The organism is Aurantiacibacter atlanticus (assembly GCF_001077815.2).
GTDB classification, from domain to species: domain Bacteria; phylum Pseudomonadota; class Alphaproteobacteria; order Sphingomonadales; family Sphingomonadaceae; genus Alteraurantiacibacter; species Alteraurantiacibacter atlanticus.
In genome coordinates this window covers 1572316-1597659 of sequence record NZ_CP011310.1, presented here as the reverse complement: position 1 = coordinate 1597659, position 25344 = coordinate 1572316, and the positions used below count along the sequence as shown (strand labels likewise).

The 25344-nt window shown below is 59.3% G+C and carries 27 protein-coding genes and 1 tRNA gene; 17 read left to right on the top strand and 11 right to left on the bottom strand.

Features of this window, described 5'->3' with window-relative positions:
* Positions 1-101 precede the first annotated feature (101 nt).
* Together CP97_RS07755 and CP97_RS07750 are read right to left on the bottom strand one after the other, a co-directional pair.
* Positions 102-177 (bottom strand) — tRNA-Ala (locus tag CP97_RS07755).
* 154 nt (positions 178-331) lie between these two features.
* Complete coding sequence (locus tag CP97_RS07750; RefSeq protein ID WP_048885465.1) at positions 332-664, bottom strand: TIGR02300 family protein; 333 nt, start codon at positions 662-664, stop codon at positions 332-334.
* A gap of 145 nt (positions 665-809) precedes the next feature.
* On the opposite strand from CP97_RS07750, the gene aroA reads away from it, so the two are divergent.
* From aroA to gloB, 5 genes are all read left to right on the top strand, one after another.
* Positions 810-2147 (top strand): 3-phosphoshikimate 1-carboxyvinyltransferase, encoded by a 1338-nt coding sequence (gene aroA, locus CP97_RS07745; protein ID WP_048886838.1) that lies wholly within the window; start codon positions 810-812, stop codon positions 2145-2147.
* Positions 2144-2431: a CBU_0592 family membrane protein gene (locus CP97_RS07740; protein ID WP_418202066.1), complete on the top strand. Its 288-nt coding sequence runs from the start codon at positions 2144-2146 to the stop codon at positions 2429-2431. The genes aroA and CP97_RS07740 overlap by 4 nt, the downstream gene beginning before the upstream one ends.
* The gene (locus CP97_RS07735; protein ID WP_048885464.1) at positions 2428-3063 is read left to right on the top strand and encodes a (d)CMP kinase; all 636 of its coding nucleotides are present in this window, start codon (positions 2428-2430) and stop codon (positions 3061-3063) included. Before CP97_RS07740 ends, CP97_RS07735 begins: the two co-directional genes overlap by 4 nt.
* 330 nt (positions 3064-3393) lie before the next feature.
* Positions 3394-5118 (top strand): 30S ribosomal protein S1, encoded by a 1725-nt coding sequence (gene rpsA / locus CP97_RS07730; RefSeq protein ID WP_048885463.1) that lies wholly within the window; start codon positions 3394-3396, stop codon positions 5116-5118.
* A 308-nt stretch (positions 5119-5426) separates the two neighbouring features.
* Positions 5427-6194, top strand: a complete 768-nt coding sequence (gene gloB / locus CP97_RS07725) for a hydroxyacylglutathione hydrolase (RefSeq protein WP_048886836.1) — start codon at positions 5427-5429, stop codon at positions 6192-6194.
* A gap of 101 nt (positions 6195-6295) precedes the next feature.
* On the opposite strand, the gene CP97_RS07720 is transcribed toward gloB, so the two are convergent.
* The 8 genes from CP97_RS07720 to CP97_RS07685 all read right to left on the bottom strand — a co-directional run bounded on the left by CP97_RS07720 (position 6296) and on the right by CP97_RS07685 (position 12957).
* Entirely contained in the window at positions 6296-6877 is a 582-nt protein-coding gene (locus CP97_RS07720; protein WP_048885462.1) for a F0F1 ATP synthase subunit B family protein, read from the bottom strand.
* Entirely contained in the window at positions 6870-7364 is a 495-nt protein-coding gene (locus CP97_RS07715; RefSeq protein WP_048885461.1) for a F0F1 ATP synthase subunit B family protein, read from the bottom strand. The genes CP97_RS07720 and CP97_RS07715 overlap by 8 nt, the downstream gene beginning before the upstream one ends.
* A gap of 82 nt (positions 7365-7446) precedes the next feature.
* Positions 7447-7671, bottom strand: coding sequence for a F0F1 ATP synthase subunit C (locus CP97_RS07710; RefSeq protein WP_048885460.1), 225 nt, complete (start codon positions 7669-7671; stop codon positions 7447-7449).
* Between the two features lie 46 nt (positions 7672-7717).
* Entirely contained in the window at positions 7718-8509 is a 792-nt protein-coding gene (locus CP97_RS07705) for a F0F1 ATP synthase subunit A (protein ID WP_257730308.1), read from the bottom strand.
* 26 nt (positions 8510-8535) lie between these two features.
* Positions 8536-8865: an AtpZ/AtpI family protein gene (locus tag CP97_RS07700; protein ID WP_048885459.1), complete on the bottom strand. Its 330-nt coding sequence runs from the start codon at positions 8863-8865 to the stop codon at positions 8536-8538.
* A 142-nt stretch (positions 8866-9007) separates the two neighbouring features.
* A complete protein-coding gene (locus CP97_RS07695) occupies positions 9008-9388 on the bottom strand; it encodes a YdbL family probable chaperone protein (RefSeq protein ID WP_418202080.1) in 381 nt (126 codons plus the stop codon).
* A gap of 27 nt (positions 9389-9415) precedes the next feature.
* Positions 9416-9658 carry a YnbE family lipoprotein gene (locus CP97_RS07690; protein ID WP_227819553.1) on the bottom strand — a complete coding sequence of 81 codons (243 nt, stop codon included), beginning with the start codon at positions 9656-9658 and terminating at the stop codon, positions 9416-9418.
* Positions 9655-12957 (bottom strand): intermembrane phospholipid transport protein YdbH family protein, encoded by a 3303-nt coding sequence (locus CP97_RS07685; protein WP_149036443.1) that lies wholly within the window; start codon positions 12955-12957, stop codon positions 9655-9657. Before CP97_RS07685 ends, CP97_RS07690 begins: the two co-directional genes overlap by 4 nt.
* 31 nt (positions 12958-12988) lie before the next feature.
* Here CP97_RS07685 and radC point away from each other — a divergent pair, with 31 nt between their 5' ends.
* The 10 genes from radC to CP97_RS07635 all read left to right on the top strand — a co-directional run bounded on the left by radC (position 12989) and on the right by CP97_RS07635 (position 22082).
* On the top strand, positions 12989-13708 hold the full coding sequence (gene radC / locus CP97_RS07680) for a RadC family protein (protein ID WP_048885456.1): 720 nt from the start codon (positions 12989-12991) through the stop codon (positions 13706-13708).
* 109 nt (positions 13709-13817) lie between these two features.
* Positions 13818-15131, top strand: coding sequence for an adenylosuccinate lyase (purB, locus tag CP97_RS07675; RefSeq protein ID WP_048885455.1), 1314 nt, complete (start codon positions 13818-13820; stop codon positions 15129-15131).
* A 71-nt stretch (positions 15132-15202) separates the two neighbouring features.
* On the top strand, positions 15203-15622 hold the full coding sequence (locus CP97_RS07670) for a hypothetical protein (RefSeq protein WP_053106591.1): 420 nt from the start codon (positions 15203-15205) through the stop codon (positions 15620-15622).
* Positions 15619-16329: an orotidine-5'-phosphate decarboxylase gene (pyrF, locus tag CP97_RS07665; protein WP_048885454.1), complete on the top strand. Its 711-nt coding sequence runs from the start codon at positions 15619-15621 to the stop codon at positions 16327-16329. Before CP97_RS07670 ends, pyrF begins: the two co-directional genes overlap by 4 nt.
* Positions 16330-16448: 119 nt before the next feature.
* Positions 16449-16907 (top strand): hypothetical protein, encoded by a 459-nt coding sequence (locus CP97_RS07660; RefSeq protein ID WP_149036441.1) that lies wholly within the window; start codon positions 16449-16451, stop codon positions 16905-16907.
* Between the two features lie 71 nt (positions 16908-16978).
* On the top strand, positions 16979-17629 hold the full coding sequence (locus tag CP97_RS07655; RefSeq protein WP_048885452.1) for a phosphoribosylanthranilate isomerase: 651 nt from the start codon (positions 16979-16981) through the stop codon (positions 17627-17629).
* Positions 17626-18843 (top strand): tryptophan synthase subunit beta, encoded by a 1218-nt coding sequence (trpB, locus tag CP97_RS07650; protein WP_048885451.1) that lies wholly within the window; start codon positions 17626-17628, stop codon positions 18841-18843. Before CP97_RS07655 ends, trpB begins: the two co-directional genes overlap by 4 nt.
* Before the next feature lie 205 nt (positions 18844-19048).
* Positions 19049-19828, top strand: coding sequence for a tryptophan synthase subunit alpha (trpA, locus tag CP97_RS07645; RefSeq protein ID WP_048885450.1), 780 nt, complete (start codon positions 19049-19051; stop codon positions 19826-19828).
* 25 nt (positions 19829-19853) lie between these two features.
* Complete coding sequence (accD, locus tag CP97_RS07640; protein ID WP_048885449.1) at positions 19854-20702, top strand: acetyl-CoA carboxylase, carboxyltransferase subunit beta; 849 nt, start codon at positions 19854-19856, stop codon at positions 20700-20702.
* A gap of 42 nt (positions 20703-20744) precedes the next feature.
* Positions 20745-22082, top strand: coding sequence for a bifunctional folylpolyglutamate synthase/dihydrofolate synthase (locus CP97_RS07635; protein WP_048885448.1), 1338 nt, complete (start codon positions 20745-20747; stop codon positions 22080-22082).
* A 99-nt stretch (positions 22083-22181) separates the two neighbouring features.
* Here the strand turns inward: CP97_RS07635 and CP97_RS07630 are convergent, their stop codons facing one another.
* On the bottom strand, positions 22182-23918 hold the full coding sequence (locus CP97_RS07630) for a muropeptide MFS transporter (RefSeq protein ID WP_048885447.1): 1737 nt from the start codon (positions 23916-23918) through the stop codon (positions 22182-22184).
* A 64-nt stretch (positions 23919-23982) separates the two neighbouring features.
* Between CP97_RS07630 and CP97_RS07625 the strand changes: the two genes are divergently transcribed.
* Both CP97_RS07625 and rsmD read left to right on the top strand, forming a co-directional pair.
* The gene (locus CP97_RS07625; RefSeq protein ID WP_227819552.1) at positions 23983-24777 is read left to right on the top strand and encodes a pseudouridine synthase; all 795 of its coding nucleotides are present in this window, start codon (positions 23983-23985) and stop codon (positions 24775-24777) included.
* On the top strand, positions 24777-25334 hold the full coding sequence (gene rsmD, locus CP97_RS07620) for a 16S rRNA (guanine(966)-N(2))-methyltransferase RsmD (RefSeq protein ID WP_048885446.1): 558 nt from the start codon (positions 24777-24779) through the stop codon (positions 25332-25334). Before CP97_RS07625 ends, rsmD begins: the two co-directional genes overlap by 1 nt.
* Positions 25335-25344 lie beyond the last annotated feature (10 nt).

Here is a 25344-nt window from a genome sequence, read left to right as displayed (position 1 = left end):
TGTTGCGCCCGCCAGCCCGGAAGAGGTTGGCATAAACGCGAAAAACGCCGGCGGACGAAACCTCGTCAGCCAGCGGGGCTATGAACCCGTATCGTCGTGAATGGTGGAGCCTAGCGGGATCGAACCGCTGACCTCTACAATGCCATTGTAGCGCTCTCCCAGCTGAGCTAAGGCCCCGTTCCATTCATGTTCCGCATCCGGCCGGGAGGCTGTGGATGCAGGAGGCAGCCCTTTATTGCGGGGCCGCCGCTGACGCAAGACTTAATTCCTGCGAGCCGGGGATCAAGTTACACGAACAAATCCCCGGCACCGCCGAAACCGATCCTGCCGATCAGCTATCATCTTCCTTGTCGTCCTTGGACGTTTCGACGCCAAGATCGTCGTCACCGCCAAGGTCCACATCATTGTCCGGCGAATCATCGTCGTCATCGACGTCGATGTCTTCCAGATCGTCATCCGCCAGATCGGAATCGGATTCCTTCTTTTCCTTCTTTTCCTTATCCTGTTCATCGAACGGGATCGGCTGCTTGGACTTGAGCACAGGCTCTGGCGTCCATTCATTACCGCATTCAATGCAGGTGACCGGGTCTTCCTGACCCAGATCGTAAAAACGTTCACCGCATTTGGGGCAAGTGCGCTTGGCGCCCCATTCTGGCTTGACCATCGTAACTGTCCTTAAACTCATCCGGAATGTCCGGGAAATTCGTATGCGATCCGTGCAGCTACGGAATCGCGAGCGGGCGCGCCTTGCCATAGGGCAATCGCACTGTCAAAGCACCGCGCCTACCCAAAGCGAGATAGTCAGTCCCTTGAGCCATTCCAACCCACCCCGCCCCAAGCGTTTTTCAGCGACTGGACCGCTGACCGGACGCATCGCCGTTCCGGGCGACAAATCCATTAGCCATCGCTCGCTCATGCTAGGTGCTCTGGCCGTTGGCGAAACCCGGATCAGCGGCTTGCTTGAAGGTGAGGACGTGCTGGCCACCGCTGCCGCAATGCGCGCCATGGGGGCAAGCATCGCACGCGGCGACGATGGCATCTGGAGCGTAAACGGCGTTGGCGTGGGGTCATTGCTTCAGCCACAGGGCGCGCTTGATATGGGCAATAGCGGCACTAGCACCCGTCTCCTGATGGGGCTTGTCGCCAGCCATCCGATACACACGGTGTTTACTGGCGATGCCAGCCTGTCGGGGCGTCCGATGGGTCGGGTGATCGAGCCATTGTCCCTCATGGGTGCCAGTTTTGAGGCATCGACGGGCGGAACCCTGCCGCTGATGTTGCGGGGAATCTCTCCTGCCGTACCCATCCGCTATCGCCTGCCGGTTGCCAGTGCGCAGGTTAAAAGCGCGGTGCTGCTGGCTGGCCTCAACACGGCGGGGATCACCACCATCATAGAGCCGGTGCCAACGCGCGACCATTCCGAACGGATGCTGCGCGGTTTTGGCGCAAATCTTGAAGTAGGCATGGAAAATGGCGAGCGCGTCATTGCCATTCACGGCGAAGCAGAGTTGCGCCCGCAAACTATCACCGTGCCCGGCGATCCTTCCTCCGCAGCATTCTTTGTGGTTGCCGCCCTGCTGGTGCCTGGCAGTGATCTGCTCATCACCAATGTCGGCCTCAACCCAACCCGCGCTGCACTGTTCGATGTATTGCGCGACATGGGAGGGAAAATTGAGGAACAGAAGCGCCGAGAAGTGGGTGGCGAACCGGTGGCCGATCTGCGCGTGCGCCATTCTGCCCTCACCGGTGTAGAAGTGGATCCAGCAGTCGCGCCCGCCATGATCGACGAATTTCCCGTGCTGTTCGTCGCCGCATCTCTCGCGCAGGGCACGACGACGACCAGCGGCCTTGATGAATTACGGGTCAAGGAATCGGATCGCCTTGCCGCAATGGCGGCCGCTCTCCAGCTTGCGGGGGCAAATATTGAAGAACGCGAGGATGGGCTGGTGATACACGGCACCGGAGGCGATGCGCTGCCCGGCACACCAAGAGACACAGGCGTTGTCACCCATCTCGATCACCGTATTGCGATGAGCATGGCGATAGCAGGTCTTGCCAGCCGCAATGGCGTGGAAGTGGATGACACCACCCCCATCGCCACCAGCTTCCCCACCTTCATCACCCTGTTGGGGGATGCAGCGGCATGAGCGATATGACCACGGCCGGTCTCGACTGGGCTAGCTATGTCGGCTTTGTCGGCACAGCATGCATCATTGGTGCCTATTTTTACCTCACGGCATCTGACAAACCCAATCCGTTCATTCTCCACGGCACCAATTTGGCGGGGGCAGCCTTCCTTACCGTTTCACTCCTCGTCCATACCAATCTGCCGAGCCTCGTTCTGGAAGGCTTTTGGGCAGCGATTGCCATCTGGGGGCTGTCGAAGTCCCTGCGCAAGGCGCCCGATCACACGAAGGATGATGGCGCATGATTATCGCGGTCGACGGGCCCACGGCCAGCGGCAAGGGCACTATTGCCAAGGCGCTCGCCCGGTATTTCGGATTGCCGCACCTGGATACCGGCTTGCTGTATCGTGCGGTGGGGCGGCAGGTGGAACTGGCTGGCGGAGATCCCGATGCGCCCAGCGATGCACTCGCTGCTGCCGATTTCGATGATAGCCTGCTCGACGAGCCGGAATTGCGCAGCGAGGCGGTGGGCGGGCTTGCCAGTCGTGTGTCTATCCATCCAGCGGTGCGGGAGGCCCTGTTCGCCCGCCAGCGCGCCTTTGCCACACAGGCAGGCGGCGCAGTGCTCGACGGGCGCGATATCGGCACGGTCATCGCGCCCGATGCGCAGGTGAAGCTCTATGTCACGGCAAGCGTGGAGGCGCGCGCGCAGCGCCGCTATGCCGAAATGCGCGACAGCGGGCGCGCTGTGACGTTGGAGGAAATACTCGACAATCTGGAACGGCGCGACGCGCGCGATAGCGCTCGTAAGGACGCCCCTCTGACGATTGCGCCCGAGGCACTGGTGATCGACACGACCAGCCTTGGCAAGGATGACGCGATTGCAGCGGCACTTGATATGGTCAACACAGTAACCGGACAGCAACCCTACCCTTAGCCGATTGCGCAAACGTCGCGGTCATGCGCCCGCTGATCTGTATTGCTTTATTGCTTAATTTCGACTAGTGGCGCGACCGTTCGACGGACAGATTACATGTTCGCGAATGACAAGCCAGCATGGTCGGTATTCCTGCCGGGGCGCAACGACGCCCTCTCCTGCTGCTCTTGCTCATTCGTCCATGCCGCCCTGAAGACGCCTGTTTCGGCATTCGGCTGTGCAGGCAGTTCGGCCCTTTGGCCCGTTTTCCGCAATCATGCGGACGGCGGAGAAAGACCCCGGGACATACCCGGTGGCCGGTCAAAAACGTGAATTAGGATTATCATACACATGGCAACCAGCGCCAACCCGAGCCGCGACGATTTCGCGGCAATGCTTGACGAACAACTCGGCGGTGCCGAGGGCGGCTTCGAAGGCCGCGTCGTCAAGGGCACCGTTACCGCGATCGAAAACGGCATGGCCGTCGTCGACGTGGGTCTCAAATCCGAAGGCCGCATCTCGCTGCGCGAATTTGCGCGTGGTGAAGACGATCATGGCCTCGAAGTCGGCAGCGAAGTCGAAGTTTTCGTCGATCGCGTCGAAAATGCTGACGGCGAAGCAATGCTCAGCCGCGACCGTGCCCGCCGCGAAGCCGCATGGGACAAGCTGGAAAGCGAATTTGGCGAAGGCAAGCGCGTCGAAGGCCGCATCTTCGGCCGCGTCAAGGGCGGCTTCACCGTCGATCTCGACGGCGCCGTGGCCTTCCTTCCCGGTAGCCAGGTCGATATCCGCCCCGTGCGCGATGTCACTCCGCTCATGGAAATGCCGCAGCCCTTCCAGATCCTCAAGATGGACCGTCGCCGTGGCAACATCGTCGTGTCGCGTCGCGCCGTATTGGAAGAAACCCGCGCCGAACAGCGCAGCGAACTCATCGATCAGCTGGCAGAAGGCCAGACGACCGAAGGCGTGGTGAAGAACATCACCGATTACGGTGCCTTTGTTGATCTGGGCGGTATCGACGGCCTGCTGCATGTCACCGACATGAGCTACAAGCGCGTCAACCACCCCAGCGAAGTGATCGAAATCGGCCAGAGCGTGCAGGTCCAGATCATCCGCATCAATGCCGAAACACAGCGCATCTCGCTCGGCATGAAGCAGCTTGAAAGCGATCCGTGGGAAGGCGTTGGTGCCAAATATCCCGTTGGCGCAAAGGTCACCGGCACTGTTACCAACATCACCGAATATGGTGCATTCGTGGAACTGGAAGCGGGCATCGAAGGCCTTGTCCACGTCAGCGAAATGAGCTGGACCAAGAAGAACGTTCACCCCGGCAAGATCGTTTCGACCTCGCAGGAAGTGGAAGTCATGGTTCTGGAAGTGGACGCCGAAAAGCGCCGCATCAGCCTTGGCCTCAAGCAGGCTCACCGCAATCCCTGGGAAGAATTCGCCGAAGCGCACCCCGTTGGTGCAACCGTCGAAGGCGAAGTCAAGAACGCTACCGAATTCGGTCTGTTCATCGGCCTTCCCGGCGATGTGGACGGCATGGTTCACATGTCCGACATCGCATGGGGCATCTCGGGTGAAGACGCGCTGGCACTGCACCGCAAGGGTGAAGAAGTGCAGGCCGTTGTTCTCGATGTCGATGTCGACAAGGAACGCATCAGCCTCGGCATGAAGCAGCTCGAAAAGGGCGCTCCGGCAGAAGGCGGCGTTGGCGATTCACTGCGCCGCGGCGAAGTTGTCACCGTGACTGTCCTCGAAGTGCGCGATGGCGGCCTCGAAGTGCAGGTTGGCGATGATGGCGCAACCGGCTTCATCAAGCGTTCGGACCTTGGCCGCGACCGTGACGAACAGCGTCCCGATCGCTTCCAGACCGGCCAGAAGGTCGATGCCATGGTCACCGGCTTTGACCGTTCCAAGAAGCCCAACTTCTCCATCAAGGCGCATCAGATCGCCGAAGAGAAGGAAGCAGTTGCACAGTTCGGTTCCGCCGATTCAGGCGCATCGCTGGGCGACATTCTGGGTGCGGCGCTGAAGAAGGACGACAAGTCCGACAAGGATGCCGACAAGGAGTAAAACTCCCACCGTCGACAATGGAAAAGGCCTGCTTGCGCGACCCGCAGGCGGGCCTTTCCTACATCTGGCAGACGTGTAAACTGGCGCGATGGCCCCATCCGGCATAACACGGCGCGCCAGCAGTCAATGCGGTGCACTCACCACCGCTGACCCGGCAATAATGAACGCGTGTGACTGCAAGATGCGCAACCGATCACCCATTGCCGATCCACTATCAGCACGCCCAAATGCTCGATATTCGAGTGCATCAGGCATAGCTGGTTCGCATGTCCGGCCAAAGTGCCGCACCATTCAATAGGGAAGAAATCATGAGCACCGATATCGCCATCCATCAGTTCCCGGTTCTGCAGGATAATTACGGCTTTCTGGTCCACGATCCTGCCAGCAAGGAAACTGCCTGTATCGACACGCCAGATGCGGCTGAATGTCTGGCGCAGGCAGAAAAGCGCGGCTGGACGATCACGCAAATCTGGAACACCCATTGGCACCCCGATCATGCCGGTGGGAACGAGGCTGTCAAAGCCGTAACAGGCTGCAAGATCATCGCCCCCGAGGCCGAGTCGGACAAGATCAAGGGGATCGACCGTGAGGTGTCCGAGGGCAATCTCGTCAAGCTGGGGAAGCATACGGCACAGGTTATGGATGTCGGCGGCCATACGAGCGGCCACATCGCCTATAATCTGATCGACCAAGATATCGCCTTTGTCGGCGATGCGCTGTTCGCGCTTGGTTGCGGCCGCATGTTCGAAGGTACGCCAGAACAATTCTGGGAAAGCCTTTCCAAGCTCAAGAAATTGCCCGAAGAAACGCTAATGTTCTGCGCGCATGAATATACGCAGGCCAATGCAAATTTTGCGGTGCATGCCGATCCCGATAACCTGCAGCTGAAAAATTATGCCGAGTGGGTGGACCAAAAGCGCAAGGAAGGCGCGCCGACTGTGCCTTTCCCTTTAAAGCGTGAGCTGGACACCAACCCTTTCCTGCGTGCTGACGATTCTGCGATACAGGCGCGCTGGGGCGGCAATGTGCCGCATGAAACCTTTGCCGCTTTACGTGCGGCAAAAGACGCGTTCTAGAAACGCATCCCGGAACAGGGAGGGTCACCAAAGAAAAAGCGCGCCACATCACGAGAGATGTGGCGCGCCTGAATTTCTGAAGTCCATCCGAGACGGCAGGATCAAAGCTGGTTGATCACTTTGTCTGCCATGGCCCTGTCGGCAGCGGCATCATGATTAGATGCAATCAGGCTGGCAGCGGCAGCGGTCGACATGTCAGCAGCCCTCGCTTTCAAATCCGCCACAGCTTCACGCTCGGCCGCAGCGATCTTATCCTGCGCCATGCGTTCACGCCGTGTGATCATAGCGGCGGTATCTTCCTTGGCTTTGGCCACAATACCGTCTGCTTCCTTGCTTGCATTGGCGAGCATTGCCTCAGCATCTTTTTCCGCACCGGAAATCTTTGCCGCATATTCCTGCCGCAAAAGCTCTGCCTCGGCGCGAAGTTGCTTAGCTTCGTCCAGATTGTCGCGGATTGTCTTGATCTTGTTATCAAGCCCACCACCGATTGACCTGTGCACCTTGGCGCCGAAAAAGGCGATCAGCAGCAGCACGGCCATGGAAATGGATACCCACTGGAATGGCGCCAGACCGAGCAGTTCGGGTTCAACATGAACTGCCGCGCCGCCATGCGAATCCGCAACTTCAACTTGTGCCTCGGAAGTCGCGAAAACTTCGGGCGTGCTTTGGGCTGCATTAGCCATGGATCATTGCCTCCTGCACTGCCTTGCGAGCGGTCGCCTGCGTCACGCTGACACTGGCGAGCCGGGAGGCAATATCCTGCGCCGCATCGGCGGCAACCGATTCAATCTCGGCAGCAGCTTCGGCGCGGCTGGCAGCGATACGCGCCTCCGCTTCTTCAAGCTGACTGTCGATCCCGGCCTGCACCTCGGCAAGTTTTGCTTCGGTCGAGGCCTGCGCCTTGGCCTTGGCCTCATTCACCAAATCCTGAGCCCGCTCACGATTTTCATTCTCGCGCTTGCGCCAGGCTTCTTCAGCCTCATCGGCAGCGTCACGGGCAGCTTGCGCGGCGGCCAGATCGCCGGCGATCTGGCTGTCACGAAGTCCCACGGTCTGCATGACCTTGGGCACCATGCCCCTGCCAATAACGACATAGACAAGTCCGAAAATGACCAACAGCCAGAACAACTGGCTGGACCAGATTTCGGACATTTGGGCTATCTGAGGCATGGACGGATTCCGTCTGTAGGCGAAAGTTCAGGTGTCGGGTTGGCCGGATGTTTACGCATCCGGCCAACATTGTTCGGTGTCGTCAGACGAAGAGAATGATCATCGCTACGACGAAGGCCAGCAGGCCGAGAAGCTCGGCAGCGGCGAAGCCGATGAACAAGCGACCCTGCTGGCCGTCTGCGGCACCCGGGTTGCGCAACGCGCTTTCGAGGAATGAGCCAAACACGTTACCCACGCCCAGTGCGGCCATGCCTGCACCGATTGCAGCGAGACCGGCACCAACCATCTTGGCAGCTTCGAGATCCATGAGATAATCCTTTCAAGTAATTCAAAAAGCGGAGAAATTAGCGAACTTAGTGCAGGTTCTCAGCGTCGTTGATATAAAGCGACGAGAGTAGCGCAAAGACATAGGCCTGAATGCCGGCGACCAAGATTTCCAGCGCGCAAATGGCAACCATCAACACAAAGCTGGGCACACCCACAAGCAGACCGAAACCGGCACCCGCATTCCAGCCGTCGATGACGAAAGTGGAAAGCACTTCGAGCAGGACGTGACCGGCCATCATGGCGACGAAAAGACGCAGGCCAAGGCTGAAGGGGCGGAACAGGAAGGAGATGAATTCGATCGGCGCGATCACCAGCACCATCGGCAGCGGCGTGCCAGCGGGCACGAAAAGGCTGAAAAAGTGCAGGCCATGTTTCCAGAAGCCGACGACCAGAACGATCAGGAAGCTCATGATCGCCAGAACGCCCGTAATGGTGAAATGGCTGGTAAAGGTGAACGGGTGCAGACCCACCAGCCCCAGCGGCATCAGGCCAAGAAGGTTGGCGAACAGGATGAACATGAACAGGCTGAAGATATAAGGCACATATTTGCGCCCTGCCTCGCCAATGTTGGCGTCCAGCATATCTTCGATAAAGCCGGTGAAGGTTTCCACCATCATCTGCCAACGGCCCGGCACTAGTTCACGCTTCATACCGCCAATCATGAAGATGAACAGCACCACCGCAGTGATGAGCATCCACAATGCGGAATTGGTGAACGCAATATTGTAGCCCGCAATATTCCAGGTCTCGCCGAGCAGTGGCTCGACGGTAAACTGGTACATCGGGTCGACCTTGGCCGTTTCGGCTTCGCCTGCCACGTCTGCTGTGCCCCTTGCGCTTCTTGCTAATCACCGCCCTGGTCGGGGCGGCGACTTGAAATCCGAAATATGTTCCTGAAGGCAACCACTATTCCGAGGAACAGGCCAACCAACAGACCCCAGGGATTGGCATCGAAGAACCAGCCGAGGGTCCATCCGACAACCGCACCACCAAGAAGCCCACCTAACAGATCAGCCAGAACGCGGTTGCCCAGTTTGTAGCTGGCATCCGATCCCTTGACCTGTGCTCGGTTGCGGTGATCTTCTCGCTCGCGTGCGGCCTTCAGCCGCGCTTCGAGCGCGTCAATTCGCGCATCCTCACCAATGGGTTCCCGTTCGGGTTGTTCATCACTCATGCCAGCCCCTGTAAGACAGGAAAATGACAAGCGCAACGCACCACCCTCCGAGGGCGCCGCCCCCTTAGATTGGGGGTGTTAGCGAGTCAACCGGTGTGGGGTTCGAAAAGGATAGGAAAAGATGCGCCTGTAGCTGATCGGCCTACGGACAACGCGGATCGCGCAAAGGAGCGCCCGCGCCGCGCTGCTTCCATGTCCCATCGGGCGCCTGATACATCTCGCCCGGCGCGGTTCGGGAAATGGCCAGACAGCCCGAAGTGAAGGCGTATTCTTCCAGCGTGGCATTTTCGGCCTGCGCACGCTCTGCATACACTGCGCGGCGGCGGATATTGATATCGTCAACGATACGGCGAAGTTCGGACGTCGCGGCACCGACGATGCCGAGATAGCCGTCCATCTTTTCACCCACCTGGCCATTGGCGCGGGCGGCGGCATAGGCCGGATCGCGCTGGGCCTGTGCGGGCGCGGCGATGAGGCCCATGGCCAGTGCGGCCCCGGCAAATGTCATCAAGCTTTTGCGCATTGTCATGTCGTTACTCCGCATCGCCGGTCAGAAAATATCGGCGTTCTCGTCAATTGTGTTTTCGGCGTCTTCCGCCAATCGGTAAATGACTTCCTGCGTGATGTTGATGTTGAGTTCGATCACAATCGGTTCATCAGGTGCTTCCAGATTGATGCACCCGACGAGCGGGATTGCCCCCATCATCGCCATCACGGCCCCCGTGCGTTTTGCCCCCGTCATTCGGGGATTATGCGCAGCAGAGGCACTTTTCGTCAATTTCGCACTGTTCATGGCGCAGGCTCGCTTTCCTGGGGCTGAATGCCGGGTTCATCATTGTCGAGGGATTCGAGAAGTTGACGCTCGGCGGCTTCGGCAGCAGCCTCATCGCGTTTATCCACGGTTTGCTGGTCAATCGTTTCGCGCAGCCGCGCCCCATCATCGGTCAACAGGCCCAAATCGCGCGGATCACGCAGCGCAGCCGGATCATACATCGCCCTGATCGAGGTGATAAGCTTGTAGAAAGGGGCGCGGATGTTGATCCGCAAATCAATCGGTAGGTTTGCCAGCGCGCGGGTCACGATATTGCTTTCCGCGGTTTCCCCCTGCCCGATGCCGGTGAAGCGGACTTGCGTGACCAGTTCGCCTGTCAGCGGACCGTTCATTTCGATATCCATCGAATCGTAACGCAGATCGCGCAGCGCAGCGAAGGCATAATTGGCGAAGAAGGACATGTCTTCATAGGACAGCTCGCCAATATAGGAGAGGTGTCCGCCGGGAGGGCGTGATATCAACTCTCCATTGACCAGCCGCCCATTGCCATCGGCATCGAACACAATGGGTATGGTGCCGTCGAAGATCCCGGTGGCAGCAATATTGCCCAATTCCATCTGTTCGACGAAGCGCGAAGCTTCAAGGCCAGCAATCTCCATCACATAGGTGCGCGATTCGGCCACGCCGATATTGATGTCCACCGCGCGCAAGGAAAGCGTGCCGCCCATGAAGGGCCAGCTCCCGCCCGTCACTGCAAGCAGCTCACCATTCGTAAGCTGGAAGCCTACCTCGCCGCCGGTAACCTCGATACCGGGGTTGATGGAACCCACGCTTATGCGCTGATCCGGCGCGGTTGTAAGGCCGAGAAGATCGGTGAACACTATCGAACCGCTCGCCCCCTTCACCGGTCCGAAAGCAGCTGCCAGATCGAGCGATTCGCTGGAAAATTCGCCGTTACTGGTGATGCTTGTATCATTCCACGCGATGTGGCCCGTGCCGGTGACGGTTCCGTCCACATTGGCAACCACGCCCAAGGCAAGCCGCGTTAGATCCAGTGGCTGAAAGCCAGGACCAAAGGTGATGCCATCGACGAACAGATCGGCCTTGCCTGAACCGGTTGCGAGATCATGCGTGATTTCTGCCCGCGAAATGGCCTTGCCACTTTCAGGATGTTGCAAAAGCGCATTGGCAGTGATGAAATTGTCAAACAGCGTGAGCGTGGCGCCTTGCGCAATCAGCGGCTGAAACCGGCTCTCTGACCCGCGGTCTTCCAGAGTGAAGCCTGCATCGCTGAGCGTAAGCCGGTCATCGGCATAGCGCCATTGTCCGCTGGAATTAAGGACATCGAGCGGAACCGAGGCGAGAAAAATATCCGCCCCGGCAAAATCGCCGCCAATATCCTCAGCCGAAAGATCCGCGCGCAGATCGGTGATGGTAAACCGTTGTGCTTCACCCGGAGGGCCAAGTTCAATATCGAGATCACGGGCGGACATGGCGCCCGGCCACGCGAAACCCACGGCACCGCTGCGCAGGCGGATAGACGTTTGCGCTAGCTCACCTGTCAGATTGAGCGAAGTCGCGCCCGCTGCTAGTGCCAACCCGCCAGAGCCAAAACGCAAGATTGATCGGCCAGAAGGCGGACATAGGGTGAGCGCTTGGCGGCCTAACGCCAGATTTGAAAATTTCAGCCGTTCAAAGCGCACTTCGCGGCACCCGTTCCACAGCGATAGCGTGCCATCGCGTGCCACCGTACCGTCCAGCGGCACGACCAATCCGTGCGCAAAGCCGCCGGGCAATGGCCCGCTGGCAAGGGCGCTGCCTTCCAGCGCCATACGACCATCACGCCCCTGCAGGACGGTGAGTTGCGGAACCGACAGACGCGCATCGCCCGCAGCATATTCACGCATCGCAAACCGCAGTTCGAGAGCGCCATTGCGCGATTGCGCCATCCGTCCGCTTATCTGTGGCAGCCCCGCCCCGCCCGTCGCGATATTGCCCGAAAAACGCGGCAGGCCCGCACCGCTCAACCCTAGTTCCGCTCTTGACAAGGCGACCACACTTGCCCCACTCGAGCCGCGCAAGCGCGCTTCGGGAATGACGATATTCGTCAACCCTCCGGACTGTCGCGCATCAAAACTTGCTGCCAGCGAGCTACCGCGCAATTCACGAGAGAGATTCCTGCGCAATTTCGATAGCAGCGGCGCGGCAAGCGTCCCTTCGCTGGCGGCAATGGCCGAAGCGATCTGCGCATCGAATTCCGGCCCCAGCGCAAGGCCCGTCCCCGCCAGATCGCCATCCGCCTGGAGTTGCGCAAATTCTTCGGCCCCGCGCAAGCTGCCTTGGAGTGTCAGGCGATTTGCGCTGGCACTGGGTGAAGTCAGGCCAGCAATGGAAAGATCATAGAATGCATAAAGCACACCATCGCGCGAGGTAAATGTCCCTTCGCCACTGGTTCCCTTCGCCTCTGCATCAGCGAAGGCCGCGCTTCCGAGGGCCAGCGCGTAATCCCCCTGGAAATCGACAAGGTTGCGATCAGCCTGTGCGTTTATTTCCAGCGCACCTTCTTTCAACACAGCACTCTGAGCAGGACAGGCGAGGGAAACAAAGCGCAACGGACCTGTAAAACCCGGGCGTTCAGCATCAATGGAGATTTCACCGTAAAGGGTCGGTCTTTCTATCGAACAATCAGGAAACGCCAGTTTATCGGCCACTGCTGCGATTTTCGCGCTGAAGCCGCCACGCAAATGACCGCCGCCTGCAAACTTCAGCCCAATGCGACCATAATCGGTTTGCAGCAGGCCGCGCCCATCATCCACCAGCAATTCGGCATCGGGAAATTCGAACGGTCCCCCTTCTCCGGTAAAGATCAACGGATCGAGATCGCCAAAGCTGAGTTCCCCATCGCGATAGCTGCCGAAAATGCGCGGGCGCACAATTAGCAGCGTCGTGAGATCGGGTATGCCGAAGCGCGGCGTGATTCCCAGTTCCAGCCGCTCAATCGTCAGGTCAGGGCTGGCAGGATCGCCGATTACGATATTGCTTAGCACCTGCTTTTGCGGAGAAATGCTGTCGATGGAATATGTGGCCCGGACATCATTTTGCGCGAAGATATCCGCGATAAAACTGTCAGCTATTTCCTTGCGCTGCAGCCATATGGCAACCAGCGCGAGCATTATCAGCGCGGCGACAAGATAGAAACCATTGCGCAGCCAGCGGCGCTTACGACCCCTTTTCGGCGCGACATGCCGATTCTCCACCGAAGACACGGGATCCTGCACCATTGTCTGCAGCACCTTGCGCGACATGCGTTGCAAAGGCAATGCAGTGCTTTGAGAGGAGTTGCTCTGCAACGTGGCGCAAAGTGCCGAAAACACGCCGAAACAGTCCACTCCAGACAATGCGTCAGGGGCAGCAGGCCACCGCGCGCGTCTGCGTGAAAGGCTGCTGAGCGGCGGGGCGGAAGCCCTGGCCGATTACGAGGTGCTCGAATTTCTTCTGTTCGGCGCACGCGCACGCGGTGATACCAAACCGATGGCCAAGGCCTTGCTGGCGCGGTTCGGCACACTGGCTGGCGTCCTCAATGCAGAACCGGGCGCGCTGCGCCAGATAAAGGGCATTTCCGACGCCAGCATCGGCGCGCTTAAGATAACCGCACTCGCTGCCCGCCGCATGGCGCGCAGCGAAGTGGCCGACAAACCCGTGTTGGGCAGCTGGCAATCACTGCTGGATTATCTCGCCATTGATATGGGCCATCTGCATGTGGAGCGTGTGCGGGTGCTCTATCTCAACGCGCGCAATCGCCTGCTGCTGGATCATCTGGTGGGAGACGGCACTGTGGATGAAGCCGCGATCCATCCGCGCGAAGTGATTCGGCGGGGGCTGGACGTCGGGGCATCTGCGCTCATCCTTGTCCACAACCATCCCAGCGGCAATCCAGAGCCAAGCCGCGCCGATATCCGCATTACGCAAGCTATCGCAGAAGCCGGCAGGCCATTGGGCATCACGGTGCATGATCATGTAATCGTGGGGCGCGAAGGGCATGTCTCCCTTCGGTCAAAAGGAGTCATCTGACATTGGCCCATAGGCTCTGATGGAAAGATGCGCCTGCGTTGACAGGTGCACGGGCATTACCTAGCCGCGCCCCTGAACATTTCCTGCTGCCCAATCCGGAGTTTTTGCAATGGTCCCCCGCTATGCCCGCCCTGCCATGACCGCAATCTGGGAGCCGGAATCGAAATATGAAATCTGGTTCCTGATTGAAGCCCATGCGACTCAGAAGCTGGCTGATCTGGGCGTGGTGCCTGAAAGCGGCGCCAAGGCGCTGTGGGACTGGTGGAAGACGGAACCCGGCATCGATGTCGCCGCAATCGATGCCAAGGAAGCCGTGCTCAAGCACGATGTCATCGCTTTTCTCGACTGGGTAGCAGAGCAGGTCGGTCCCGAAGCGCGTTTCATGCATCAGGGCATGACGAGTTCAGATGTGCTCGACACCACGCTGGCAGTGCAATTGACCCGCGCGACAGACCTGCTGCTGGAAGACATGGATGCATTGCTCGCGGCGATAAAAAAGCGCGCGCAGGAACACAAATATACGGCCACCATCGGTCGCAGCCACGGCATCCATGCAGAACCGATGACATTCGGCCTCAAACTGGCGCAAGCCTATGCAGAGTTTGATCGCTGCCGCACCCGCCTGCAAACCGCCCGCGCCGAAATCGCCACTTGCGCCATTTCCGGCGCAGTCGGCACCTTTGCCAATATCAATCCCGAGGTGGAAGAATATGTGGCGCAGCAGCTCGGGCTGGCAGCAGAGCCTGTTTCCACGCAGGTCATCCCGCGCGATCGCCACGCCGCCTATTTTGCCGCGCTGGCAGTGGTCGCCAGTTCGATAGAACGGCTGGCAGTGGAAATCCGCCATCTTCAACGCACCGAGGTTCTGGAAGCTGAGGAATATTTCGCCCCCGGTCAGAAGGGGTCAAGCGCCATGCCGCACAAGCGCAACCCCATCCTGACCGAAAATCTGACCGGGCAGGCGCGCATGATCCGCAGCTATGCCATGCCCGCTCTCGAAAATGTCGCGCTTTGGCATGAGCGCGATATCTCCCATTCTTCGGTCGAACGTTTCATTGGGCCGGATGCCACCATCACGCTCGATTTCGCGCTCGCCCGCCTTACCGGCGTGGTAGACAAGCTGCTGGTCTATCCTGAACGCATGCAGAAGAACCTCGATCGCATGGGTGGGCTTGTCCATTCGCAGCGGGTTCTTCTGGCACTGACGCAGGCCGGTATCACTCGCGACAATGCCTATCGGCTGGTCCAGCGCAATGCGATGAAAGTGTGGGAATCCGACGGTGAAATGTCGCTTCTCGAACTGCTCAAGGCGGATGATGAAGTGGCATCCGCGATGACTGCCGAAGAGCTGGAGGACAAGTTCAACCTCGATTATCACTTCAAGCATGTCGATACGATTTTTGAACGGGTTTTCGGCGAATAGCGCGAACCCTTCCCAAGTCGATGCTATCGTCCTAGCATCAATGCCAGACTGAGTTACCGAGGAATAGCCGAATGCAAATTGTCCGCACAATCATCTGGGTCTTGCTGCTGGTAGGATTGCTATTGTTCTCGGTCGCCAATTGGGACCCCACCGTCACTGTGCGTATCTGGCAAGGTATCGTGGTCGATACCAAGATACCTGCCATCGTTATCGTATCCTTCGCCATCGGCTTCTTCCCGATGTGGCTGTATCACCGGGCGAGCAAATGGCGCATGCAGCGCAAGATCGTCAGCCTAGAAACCGCGACGCGCACGGCGGCCACGGTTCCGGTGACCCACCATCCTTATGATGAGGAACCCGAAGGCGGCGTCACTGTGGCAGAACCTGAACCGGCTTCGCACCCTCATTTCGACGAGAATGACGACCTGACCACAGAAGGTGACATCCGTCCCGCGGATGACAATTCCAACGATCGCCCGCCTCTGTCATGAGCAATCCGGTCTTCCTTGCGCTCGATCTGCCCCAGCTTGAAGCTGCGAAAGAGCTGTGCAGCAAGGTCAAGGGCCATATCGGCGGGGTCAAGCTGGGGCTGGAGTTCTTCTGCGCCCACGGCCATCACGGTGTGCACGAGATTTCGGCACTTGGCCTGCCTGTCTTCCTTGATCTCAAGCTGCACGATATTCCCAATACCGTGGCCGGCGCCATGCAATCGATCCATGTCCTTGAACCGGCAATCGTCACTATCCACGCAGGCGGCGGGCGCGCCATGATGGAAGATGCCAAGGCCGCTGCGGGCGAAGGCTGCAAGGTTGTGGCGGTCACGATGCTCACCAGCCTGGACCAGCGCGATCTTGAACGCACAGGCGTTTCGGGCACTCCGCACGATCATGTCATGCGGCTGGCAGACCTTGCGTATGCTGCTGGCCTCGATGGCATTGTGTGTTCGGGGCAAGAGGTGAAATCGGTCCATCAGCAATGGAAGGACGGGTTTCTGGTAGTGCCCGGCCTGCGTCCTGCCGCGCTCAATGGAGCTACACCCGGCAGTTCCCATGTGCAGGCAAATAGCAATGATCAAAAGCGTATCGTAACCCCGCGCAAGGCGCGCGATGAAGGCGCTTCAGTGCTAGTCATCGGCCGCCCGATCAGCCGGGCAAATGATCCTTTGGTGGCCGCGCGCGAAATCGAAGGCACGCTGTGATCGTGCCGCTTCCGAAGGAAGTTTCGGGAGCGTTGCTCGCATCATTCATGCTTGGCGCAATGTCATGTGCGCCCGCAGCCCAATCCGTTCCTAAGTTGCTGCCCGACGGCGTGCAAATCATGGCAGTAGATAATGGTCCCGCGCTGCTGCGCCAGTGTTCGCGGGCATCGCCCGAAGGCGGAGAGGCATTTTGGCAACCTGAAGCCGCGCAGATAATCGACGTGGAAAAGGCACTTATCCGCTTTCTCGCGGAACACCGTGGTGCCCACGCGCAATATATCGCAGACGAGCGTGAACGATATGGCGTCGACGCCCATATCGCCTTTGACTTTGGTAGAAATCCGCAAGGCTGGATGCGCCAGTATATTGGATATACGCAGGGCGGACAGCGCATGATCTATGGCAATTTCCTGCCCATGCATGACGAAGCGCAGATGAGGCTCGGCCAGCCTAATGTGGTTTGCGATGGTGGTCCGCAATTCTTCGGCGTGGAATTCGACATCCGGACGCAACAGGTCGTCAGGGTCGCCTTCAATGGCGGATTTGGCGGTCCATTTATCGATGTGCTGGAAAATTAGGCAGCAATTTTAGCCGCCCTGTGGCTGTCTGCCACTTTCGCATCGCTACCGAATCACCTAACAGGCGCACTATGCCGGAAACGCTTATCAAGATCTGCGGGCTGACTACGCCCGATGCCATAGATGCCGCCGCTGATGCAGGGGCAACGCATATCGGGCTTGTCCACTACAAGCCGTCACCCCGCCACCTGTCCATCGCAGATGCAGCAAAGCTGCGCGCCCATGCGCCCGACAGCGTGAAGGTGGTTTTGCTGACAGTGGACATGGACCCCAAGGCAACAGCAGAGGCTCTGCAGGAAATCCAGCCAGACGTGCTGCAATTGCACGGCAAGGAAACCGCTGAATGGGCCAGTTTGATCAGGAGCAATTCCGATCTTGAAGTATGGAAAGCTGTCGGAGCCAAGGATCGCGCTTCATTGGAGCAGGCAGAGAAATACAAGGGTGCAGCCCACCGCCTGTTATTTGACGCCGCAGGCGGGGAAATGCCCGGAGGCAATGGCCTGCTGCTCGATTGGCGCTTGCTGATGAATTATCGCCACACGATGGATTGGGGTCTTGCAGGCGGATTGAACGCGGATAACGTCGTCGATGCCATGCGCTATACCGGCGCGCCGCTGGTCGATGCATCGTCCGGAGTGGAAAGCGCGCCAGGCAAAAAAGACCCTACCAAGATTAAGGCTTTCTGCAAGGCTGCCCGTGGCGCTATGGCGGCAGGTGTATGACCAAACCTGCCCCCAACTCCTTCCGCAACCAGCCTGATGATCGCGGCCATTTCGGCCAGTTTGGCGGGCGCTATGTCGCTGAAACGCTGATGCCGCTGGTTCTCGGTCTGGAACGTGAATATCGCGCCGCAAAATCGGACCCGGCTTTCAAGGCGGAATTTGACGATCTGCTGGAACATTATGTCGGCCGCCCTAGCCCACTCTATTTTGCACCGCGCATTACAGAGGAATTGGGCGGCGCGCAGATCTGGTTCAAGCGGGATGAACTGAATCACACAGGCGCACACAAGATCAATAATTGCGTCGGGCAAATCCTGCTCGCCATGCGCATGGGCAAAACGCGCATCATTGCAGAAACAGGCGCGGGCCAGCACGGCGTTGCCACGGCAACCGTGTGCGCGCGTTTCGGCCTGCCGTGTGTCGTGTATATGGGCGCAGAGGATGTGCGGCGCCAATCGCCCAATGTCTTCCGCATGAAACTGCTTGGCGCACAGGTTGTGCCGGTTTCTTCGGGGCGCGGTACGCTGAAAGATGCCATGAACGAGGCGCTGCGCGATTGGGTCGCCAATGTGCATGACACGTTCTACATCATCGGCACGGCGGCTGGCCCGCATCCCTATCCGGAGCTTGTCCGCGATTTCCAGAGCGTAATCGGCACAGAGGCACGCGAACAGATGCTCGCCCGCACTGGCAAGCTGCCCGATCTCGCGGTAGCCTGCATTGGCGGCGGTTCGAACGCGATCGGCCTGTTCCACCCCTTCCTCGACGACCCCGAGGTGAAGCTCCTTGGCGTCGAAGCGGCAGGCCACGGTCTGGACGGAGACGAACACGCTGCCAGCCTCGCAGGCGGTTTCCCCGGTGTTCTCCACGGCAACAAGACCTATCTGTTGCAGGACGAAGACGGCCAGATCACTGAAGGCCATTCCATCAGCGCCGGGCTCGACTATCCCGGCATCGGCCCGGAACATGCCTGGCTGAAAGAAACAGGCCGCGTCGAATACACTTCCAGCACCGATGACGAGGCGCTGGAAGCCTTCCAGCTGCTCTGCCGCACCGAAGGCATCATCCCCGCGCTGGAACCGTCACACGCAATTGCCGCCGTGGCGAAACGTGCCCCGGCGATGAGCAAGGATCAGACGATCCTGATGAATCTGTGCGGACGGGGGGATAAGGACATCTTTACCGTGGCTGAGGCGTTGGGAGTGGAAATCTAGTGCAACTTACCCAGCCAATCGGCACCCGGCGAAGGCCGGGGTCCATCTCACTGACAGTACGGGTGGCGGAAGGGATTCCGGCCTTCGCTGGGCGACCGGCTGGCGCAGACATTCAATCCGGTATTTCTCGTTATGAGCGGAATAATGATCGTCCCTGTGTTCGCCGCACTATTGGCAGGAAGCAGACGCTCCAGTGGAACAATGAATGACTAGCCGCCTCCAGACCGCCTTCTCCCATGGCCCCGCCCTCGTCGCCTTCATTACCGCTGGCGACGGCGACACGGCCGCCAATCTCGATGCTCTCGTCGCGGGCGGCGCTGACGTTATCGAATTGGGTATGCCCTTCACCGATCCGATGGCCGATGGCCCAGCCATTCAGGCGGCCAATATCCGGGCGCTGAGCAATGGCACCAAAACCGCCGACGTGCTCGCCATTGCCACGGATTTCCGCGCGCGCCACCCGGACGTGCCGCTTGTCCTCATGGGCTATGCCAATCCGATGATCCGGCGCGGCCCGGAATGGTTTGGCGATGCGCTGGAGGTTGCGGGCGTGGACGGTGTGATCTGCGTCGATCTTGCGCCCGAAGAGGATGCCGATCTCGGCCCTGCCCTGCGCACCAGGAATATCGCCCCCATCCGCCTCGCCACGCCCACCACTGATGATGCGCGGCTGCCACAAGTGCTCGATGGCTCGGCTGGCTTCATTTATTACGTCAGCGTTGCAGGCATCACCGGCAAACAGAGCGCAGCCATTGAGAGCATTGAGGCGAATGTCACCCGCATCAAGCGCCATACAAACCTGCCCGTCGCGGTTGGTTTTGGCGTGCGTGAGCCAGACCAGGCGGCTGCCATAGCCCGCATCGCACAGGGCGTGGTCGTCGGCTCTGCCCTGGTCGATCTGGTGGAAAAGCACGGCAATAATGCTCCGGAACACCTGCGCGAACTTACCGCAAGGCTTGCCAAGGCCGTGCATTTGGCGCGATAGGCGCAGCCATGAGGAATATCAGGGCATGAGCTGGCTAACCCGCGTAAGAGAGCGCCTGCCATTTGGCACGAAGCGCGAAACTCCAGACAATCTGTGGATCAAATGTCCGCATTGTCAGGACATGATTTTCACCAAGGAATATGAGGAAAACCTCAATGTCTGCCCGAAATGCGCGCATCATGGCCGCATCGGTGCCGACACGCGGCTTGACCAACTGCTGGATGACGGCTTCACCCTGCTCCCCGCGCCGGAAGTGCCGCAGGATCCGCTACGGTTCAAGGACACAAAGCGCTATCGTGACAGGCTGAAGGCCGCGCGCGCCAGCAATGCGCATCCCGATGCCTTTACTGCCGCATCCGGAACCATTGAGGGCAAGCCCGCCGTGGTCGGCGTGCAGGATTTCTCTTTCATGGGCGGCAGCATGGGCATGGCCGTTGGTGATGCCTTCATCGCGGCTGCGCAAAGGGCGCTGGACGATAAATGCGGCTTTATCTGCGTTACCGCAGCGGGCGGTGCACGTATGCAGGAGGGCATTCTCAGTCTGATGCAGATGCCGCGCGCCACGGTGATGACACGCCGTCTGCGTGAAGCCCACCTGCCCTATATCGTTGTGCTGACAGACCCGACTACGGGCGGCGTTACTGCCAGCTATGCGATGCTGGGCGATGTGCATGTGGCAGAACCTGGCGCCTTGATCGGGTTTGCCGGACAGCGCGTGATCCAGGAAACCATTCGCGAACAATTGCCGGAAGGGTTCCAGCGTGCAGAATATCTGCATAAGCACGGCATGGTCGATATGGTCGTGCCGCGCCACGATCTACGCGAAACGCTGGCCACTCTGCTCGATTATCTGAGCCCGGCAAAGGCTGCGTAATGTGAAGCCGGCCCTTCTCCTGATGCGGAGGGACTTGCCGGTATGAAAGACTTCGCAATTTCCGAAGACCCGGCGGTGCAGCGCCAGCTTGACCGGCTGGGTGAACTGCCTTTGCCAAAAGACCGCATCGGTCTTGGCACCATCCGCTCTGTTCTTGCGCGGCTTGGCCATCCCGAAAGGCAGTTGCCGCCTGTCTTTCACGTGGCGGGCACCAATGGCAAAGGCTCTACCTGCGCTTTTTTGCGCACCATGCTGGAGGCACAGGGCCACCATGTGCATGTCGCCACAAAGCCGCATCTTGTGCGCTATAATGAACGCATTCGGCTGGGCGGAAGGCTGGTGTCAGATGCGATGCTGGCACAATTGCTGGCCGAAGTGCTCGATGTGTCAGAGGATCTGGCGCCCAGCTTTTTTGAAGTCACCACGGCTGCAACATTCCTTGCCTTTCACCGGGAGCCTGCCAATGCCTGCGTGATCGAAGTGGGCCTTGGCGGCCGCTTCGATGCGACCAATGTACTGGAACAGCCCGCCGCCTGCGGCATCGCCTCGCTTGGCGTGGATCACGAACATTTTCTGTTGCTGGAGGACGCCAGCGCCCCATCGCCCGATCGACCGCTGGTGCGTATCGCATTCGAAAAGGCGGGCATTGCGCGGCGCGGCTCTCCGCTGGTCACGCAGGCATATGCGCCAGAGGTAGCGGCGCGCATTGCCCAAAGCGCGTCAGAGGCCGGCGCACCGCTTTTCATGCGAGGCAATCATTGGTTTGCCGATGTAACGTCAGAGGGCATCGTTTATCGCGACAGTCATGGGGCGCTCAATTTGCCGCTTCCCACGATGCTGGGTACGCATCAGGCGGACAATGCCGCGCTGGCCGTGGCCATGCTCCGCCATCAAGGTCAGCTTGCGGTTTCCGAAGCGGCGATGGCAGAAGGTATCCAGGCAACCCGCTGGCCTGCCCGATTACAGAAACTCGCCCCCGGCCCCGTCACGGATACAGCGCCATTGCGCCAATTCATCCTCGATGGCGGGCACAATCCGGATGCGGCGCAGGTGCTGGCAAGATTTCTTGAAAATGCGGACGGGCCTGTCGATGCACTGATCGGAATGATGGCGGCAAAGGATGCGCGACGCTTTTTCGCCATCCTCGCCCCGCATTTTTCCAGCGTCACGGCCCTGCCGATAGCGGGGCATGATCACTTGCCGCAGGACGAATTGGCAGCAATCGCGCGCGATGCAGGCGTGCCGGAGACATTGACCGCGCCCGACCTCCTCTCCGCACTGGAGGCATTGCCAAAGCGCGATGGCGGATCGGTGCTGATTGCCGGATCGCTTTACCTTGCGGGCAAGGTTCTCGGCGCCAATCGCGAATATCCCGATTAATCAGCCCGTTTGACCATCATAGACGCCGATCCGAAGATTGCAGCGAGTGCCGGAAACAAAAACGGGCCCGAGAAAGGCAGGCCTTTATTCGCCATTGGCCTATTCCGCAGGCACGACCTTGCGATCAGGCGTTACCACGCCCGCTGCCCGGCCTGAGCTTCTTTCGCGAATCCATTCCATAATGCACAGCACAACTGCGACAGCACCGATTGCGGTGGTGAACAGGAAGACCCAGTAATAGCCGCGCTCCTCGATCATTTCGCCCAATGCGCCCCGCCCCAGAGTGCCGACCAGCAGCGTGAGCGAGGACAACAGAGCATATTGCACGGCGGAATATTTCTTTGAAACGATGGAACTGAGCCACGCCACATATGCCGCGCCCGCGATACCGATGGCGAGGTTTTCCCACATGATCGTGAAGGTCAATCGCGGCAGCGCATCAGACCCGAAAGGCGCCATAAAACCAATGAGCGCAGAAAAGCCGATGGCATCGCTGGCGCTTTGCATAAGCGCGCCGCCTCTTGCCATGTCTGCATAGAGGAGATTGGTCAGCGCCGCGAGCAGCGCACCCAGCGTCAGTGTCGCCATGCGTCCAATAACCGTCAGCAAATAGCCGCCCAGCGCAAGGCCAGCGATAATCGCGCCGACACCGAAGAACTTGGAAGCGAAAGCCACCTCATCATTCGTATATTCCAGCTCACCCAGATAGAACGGATAGGCAAAGGTGCCCCATATCGCGTCGCAGATGCGGTAAGTCAGCACCAGTGAAAGGATCAGCACCAGCGACCAGCCCATGCGTCCCACAAATTCCACCAATGGCATTACCAGCGCGCGATAAAGGTGATCGGCTGCATAAGATCCACTTTCGCGTTGCGGCAGATCTTCAGTCAGCAGGTGTTCGCCCTTCTTTTTTTGCGAAGCGAGCCAGCCAGCAATCAAAGCAGGAACCACAACGGTAGCGACGATAATCCACGGGCCCCATGTCACGGTAAATTCGGTCGGGTTTGGACGATCTTCGGGCGCGTAGGTGAGCGACATGTACATGAAGGTCAGCACGCCTGCGATGGCAGCGCCCCACAGCGCGCCCACGGCCATCAGGGCGCGGGCGCGGATCTTGGGCTGCAATTCACCCTTCTTGCGCAAGCTGAGCAATAATTCGTCATCAGCCTGCCCTTCCACCGCATCGCCCACCTTGCTGTCGGGCGCAAACAGCCCGGCTATGCCAATGACCAGCAAAATTGCACCCATCGCAAGATATGTCAGCGGCCAGCCAATCCGCGCCGCGATAATCAGGCCGAGCGCCCCGCCCACCAGCGCAGCAAGACGGTAGCCCATCTGATAGACAGTGGAGAGAATATCGAGCGTCGCTTCTTCGTCTGCAACATCAATACGCCATGCATTGATCGCGATATCCTGTGTCGCGCTGGCAAGCGCGCCAATGCCCGCCAGAAGCGAGAACCAGCCCATATTGTTGTCTGTCGGATTGCTCAGGCTGAGTGAAATCAGGATGATACCGAGCAAAATCTGCGCGGGCACAATCCACTGCTTGCGCCGCCCCAGTTTGGAGAAGCCGGGAATTGTCATCTTGTCGATCAATGGCGACCAGAGAAACTGAAAAGCATAGGCAAGGCCAATAAGGGAAAAGACGCCCATTGTTTCCAGCTGAACCTCAGCCTCGCTCAGCCAGGCGTAAAGCGTGCCCAGAAACAGCGCAAAAGGGAGGCCGCTGGCAAAGCCGAACAGCGCCATATACCCGCTTTTGGGATTGCGCAGGGAGCGCAGCAATGTTCCCCAACCCGGTTTTGTCTTGGCGTTTTGGGCGGCGGCTTCGGCCATGCAAGGTGCTCCAATAAATTCGTTCGTCTCGATCTAACCCTAAACCCAGGCAATGGAAGGCTGGATGAACGAGCCATCACCCGATAAGGCGCGCTTCATGACAACCGAACCACGCCCCGAAGGCGATCGTATCGCCAAACTCCTCGCCCGCGCCGGTGTCGCCAGCCGCCGCGAGGTGGAGCGCATGATTGAAGATCGCCGTATCAAGATTGGCGAGGATGTGGTGACAACGCCTGCCACTTTCCTCACCAGCCTTGCCGGGGTCAGCGTGGACGGCAAACCAGTGGCCAAGCCAGAACGCACCCGCTTGTTCGCCTTTAACAAGCCTACCGGCCTGCTAACGGCAGAGCGCGACTTTTCCGGCCGCCCGACGATATATGATGCATTGCGCAATGCACTGCCCAAGGGCACGCCCCGGGTGATGCCGGTGGGCCGTCTCGATATGAATACAGAAGGGCTTTTGCTGCTGACCAATGATGGCGGCTTCAAACGCACGATGGAGCTGCCATCATCAGAAATACCGCGCACCTATCGCGCGCGCACCTTTGGCGATGTCCATCAGGACGACCTTGAAGCGCTGATGGACGGGATTGAGATTGAAGGCATGCGCTATGGCCCGATCGATGCCAATCTTGAACGGCGGACTGGCCGCAATCAATGGATCGAACTGACACTGACCGAGGGCAAGAACCGTGAGGTCCGCCGCGTGCTGGAACATCTGGGGCTGGAAGTCAGCAGGCTGATCCGTACTGCTTATGGCCCGTTCTTCCTTGCAGATCTGCCGCGCGGTGCAGCTGCGGAAATTCGCAAGGAAGATGTCGAACGGTTCCGCTCTTCGATCAAGCAGGGCAAGAAGTAATGCGGATTATCGCGGGGGAATGGAAGCGACGGATGCTGCGTACGCCTGCCGGCGATACCACCCGCCCTTCTGCTGATCGCACACGCGAAACGCTGTTTTCCATGCTGGTCAGCCGTCTCGGCAATTTTGAGGGGTTAAGCGTGGCGGATCTGTTCGCCGGGTCAGGTGCATTGGGGCTTGAGGCATTGTCGCGCGGTGCCGCCAATTGCACCTTTGTTGAACAGGATGCTCCCGCTATCCGCACCATACGGCAGAATATCGCCGCGCTGCGGGCGCAGGATCGTTGCGAAGTGGTTGCCGGATCGGTGATGGGGCTTGGCGCTGCCAAGATTGCACGCGATATCGTCCTGCTCGATCCGCCTTATGGCAGCGGGGCAGGCGCGGTGGCGTTAGATCGCTTGGTGCGGCTTGGCTGGATTGGGGAATCTACCTGGGTCGCGCTGGAGATCGGCGCGAAGGAAGATGCAAATATCCGCGCGCTGGAAATTGATAGCGAACGCAAGGTGGGGGCGGCCAAATTGGTCTTGCTGCGCTGGCCAACCGCATCAGCCCAATAATCATACGAAA

Excerpts from the sequence above, each read along its gene's own strand:
- CP97_RS07750 (WP_048885465.1), bottom strand. The coding sequence starts at position 664 with ATGGTCAAGCCAGAATGGGGCGCCAAGCGCACTTGCCCCAAATGCGGT.
- CP97_RS07740 (WP_418202066.1), top strand. The coding sequence starts at position 2,144 with ATGAGCGATATGACCACGGCCGGTCTCGACTGGGCTAGCTATGTCGGC.
- CP97_RS07735 (WP_048885464.1), top strand. The coding sequence starts at position 2,428 with ATGATTATCGCGGTCGACGGGCCCACGGCCAGCGGCAAGGGCACTATT.
- rpsA (WP_048885463.1), top strand. The coding sequence starts at position 3,394 with ATGGCAACCAGCGCCAACCCGAGCCGCGACGATTTCGCGGCAATGCTT.
- gloB (WP_048886836.1), top strand. The coding sequence starts at position 5,427 with ATGAGCACCGATATCGCCATCCATCAGTTCCCGGTTCTGCAGGATAAT.
- CP97_RS07720 (WP_048885462.1), bottom strand. The coding sequence starts at position 6,877 with ATGGCTAATGCAGCCCAAAGCACGCCCGAAGTTTTCGCGACTTCCGAG.
- CP97_RS07715 (WP_048885461.1), bottom strand. The coding sequence starts at position 7,364 with ATGCCTCAGATAGCCCAAATGTCCGAAATCTGGTCCAGCCAGTTGTTC.
- CP97_RS07710 (WP_048885460.1), bottom strand. The coding sequence starts at position 7,671 with ATGGATCTCGAAGCTGCCAAGATGGTTGGTGCCGGTCTCGCTGCAATC.
- CP97_RS07700 (WP_048885459.1), bottom strand. The coding sequence starts at position 8,865 with ATGAGTGATGAACAACCCGAACGGGAACCCATTGGTGAGGATGCGCGA.
- CP97_RS07695 (WP_418202080.1), bottom strand. The coding sequence starts at position 9,388 with ATGCGCAAAAGCTTGATGACATTTGCCGGGGCCGCACTGGCCATGGGC.
- CP97_RS07690 (WP_227819553.1), bottom strand. The coding sequence starts at position 9,658 with ATGAACAGTGCGAAATTGACGAAAAGTGCCTCTGCTGCGCATAATCCC.
- purB (WP_048885455.1), top strand. The coding sequence starts at position 13,818 with ATGGTCCCCCGCTATGCCCGCCCTGCCATGACCGCAATCTGGGAGCCG.
- CP97_RS07670 (WP_053106591.1), top strand. The coding sequence starts at position 15,203 with ATGCAAATTGTCCGCACAATCATCTGGGTCTTGCTGCTGGTAGGATTG.
- pyrF (WP_048885454.1), top strand. The coding sequence starts at position 15,619 with ATGAGCAATCCGGTCTTCCTTGCGCTCGATCTGCCCCAGCTTGAAGCT.
- CP97_RS07660 (WP_149036441.1), top strand. The coding sequence starts at position 16,449 with ATGGCAGTAGATAATGGTCCCGCGCTGCTGCGCCAGTGTTCGCGGGCA.
- CP97_RS07655 (WP_048885452.1), top strand. The coding sequence starts at position 16,979 with ATGCCGGAAACGCTTATCAAGATCTGCGGGCTGACTACGCCCGATGCC.
- trpB (WP_048885451.1), top strand. The coding sequence starts at position 17,626 with ATGACCAAACCTGCCCCCAACTCCTTCCGCAACCAGCCTGATGATCGC.
- trpA (WP_048885450.1), top strand. The coding sequence starts at position 19,049 with ATGACTAGCCGCCTCCAGACCGCCTTCTCCCATGGCCCCGCCCTCGTC.
- accD (WP_048885449.1), top strand. The coding sequence starts at position 19,854 with ATGAGCTGGCTAACCCGCGTAAGAGAGCGCCTGCCATTTGGCACGAAG.
- CP97_RS07635 (WP_048885448.1), top strand. The coding sequence starts at position 20,745 with ATGAAAGACTTCGCAATTTCCGAAGACCCGGCGGTGCAGCGCCAGCTT.
- CP97_RS07630 (WP_048885447.1), bottom strand. The coding sequence starts at position 23,918 with ATGGCCGAAGCCGCCGCCCAAAACGCCAAGACAAAACCGGGTTGGGGA.
- CP97_RS07625 (WP_227819552.1), top strand. The coding sequence starts at position 23,983 with ATGAACGAGCCATCACCCGATAAGGCGCGCTTCATGACAACCGAACCA.
- rsmD (WP_048885446.1), top strand. The coding sequence starts at position 24,777 with ATGCGGATTATCGCGGGGGAATGGAAGCGACGGATGCTGCGTACGCCT.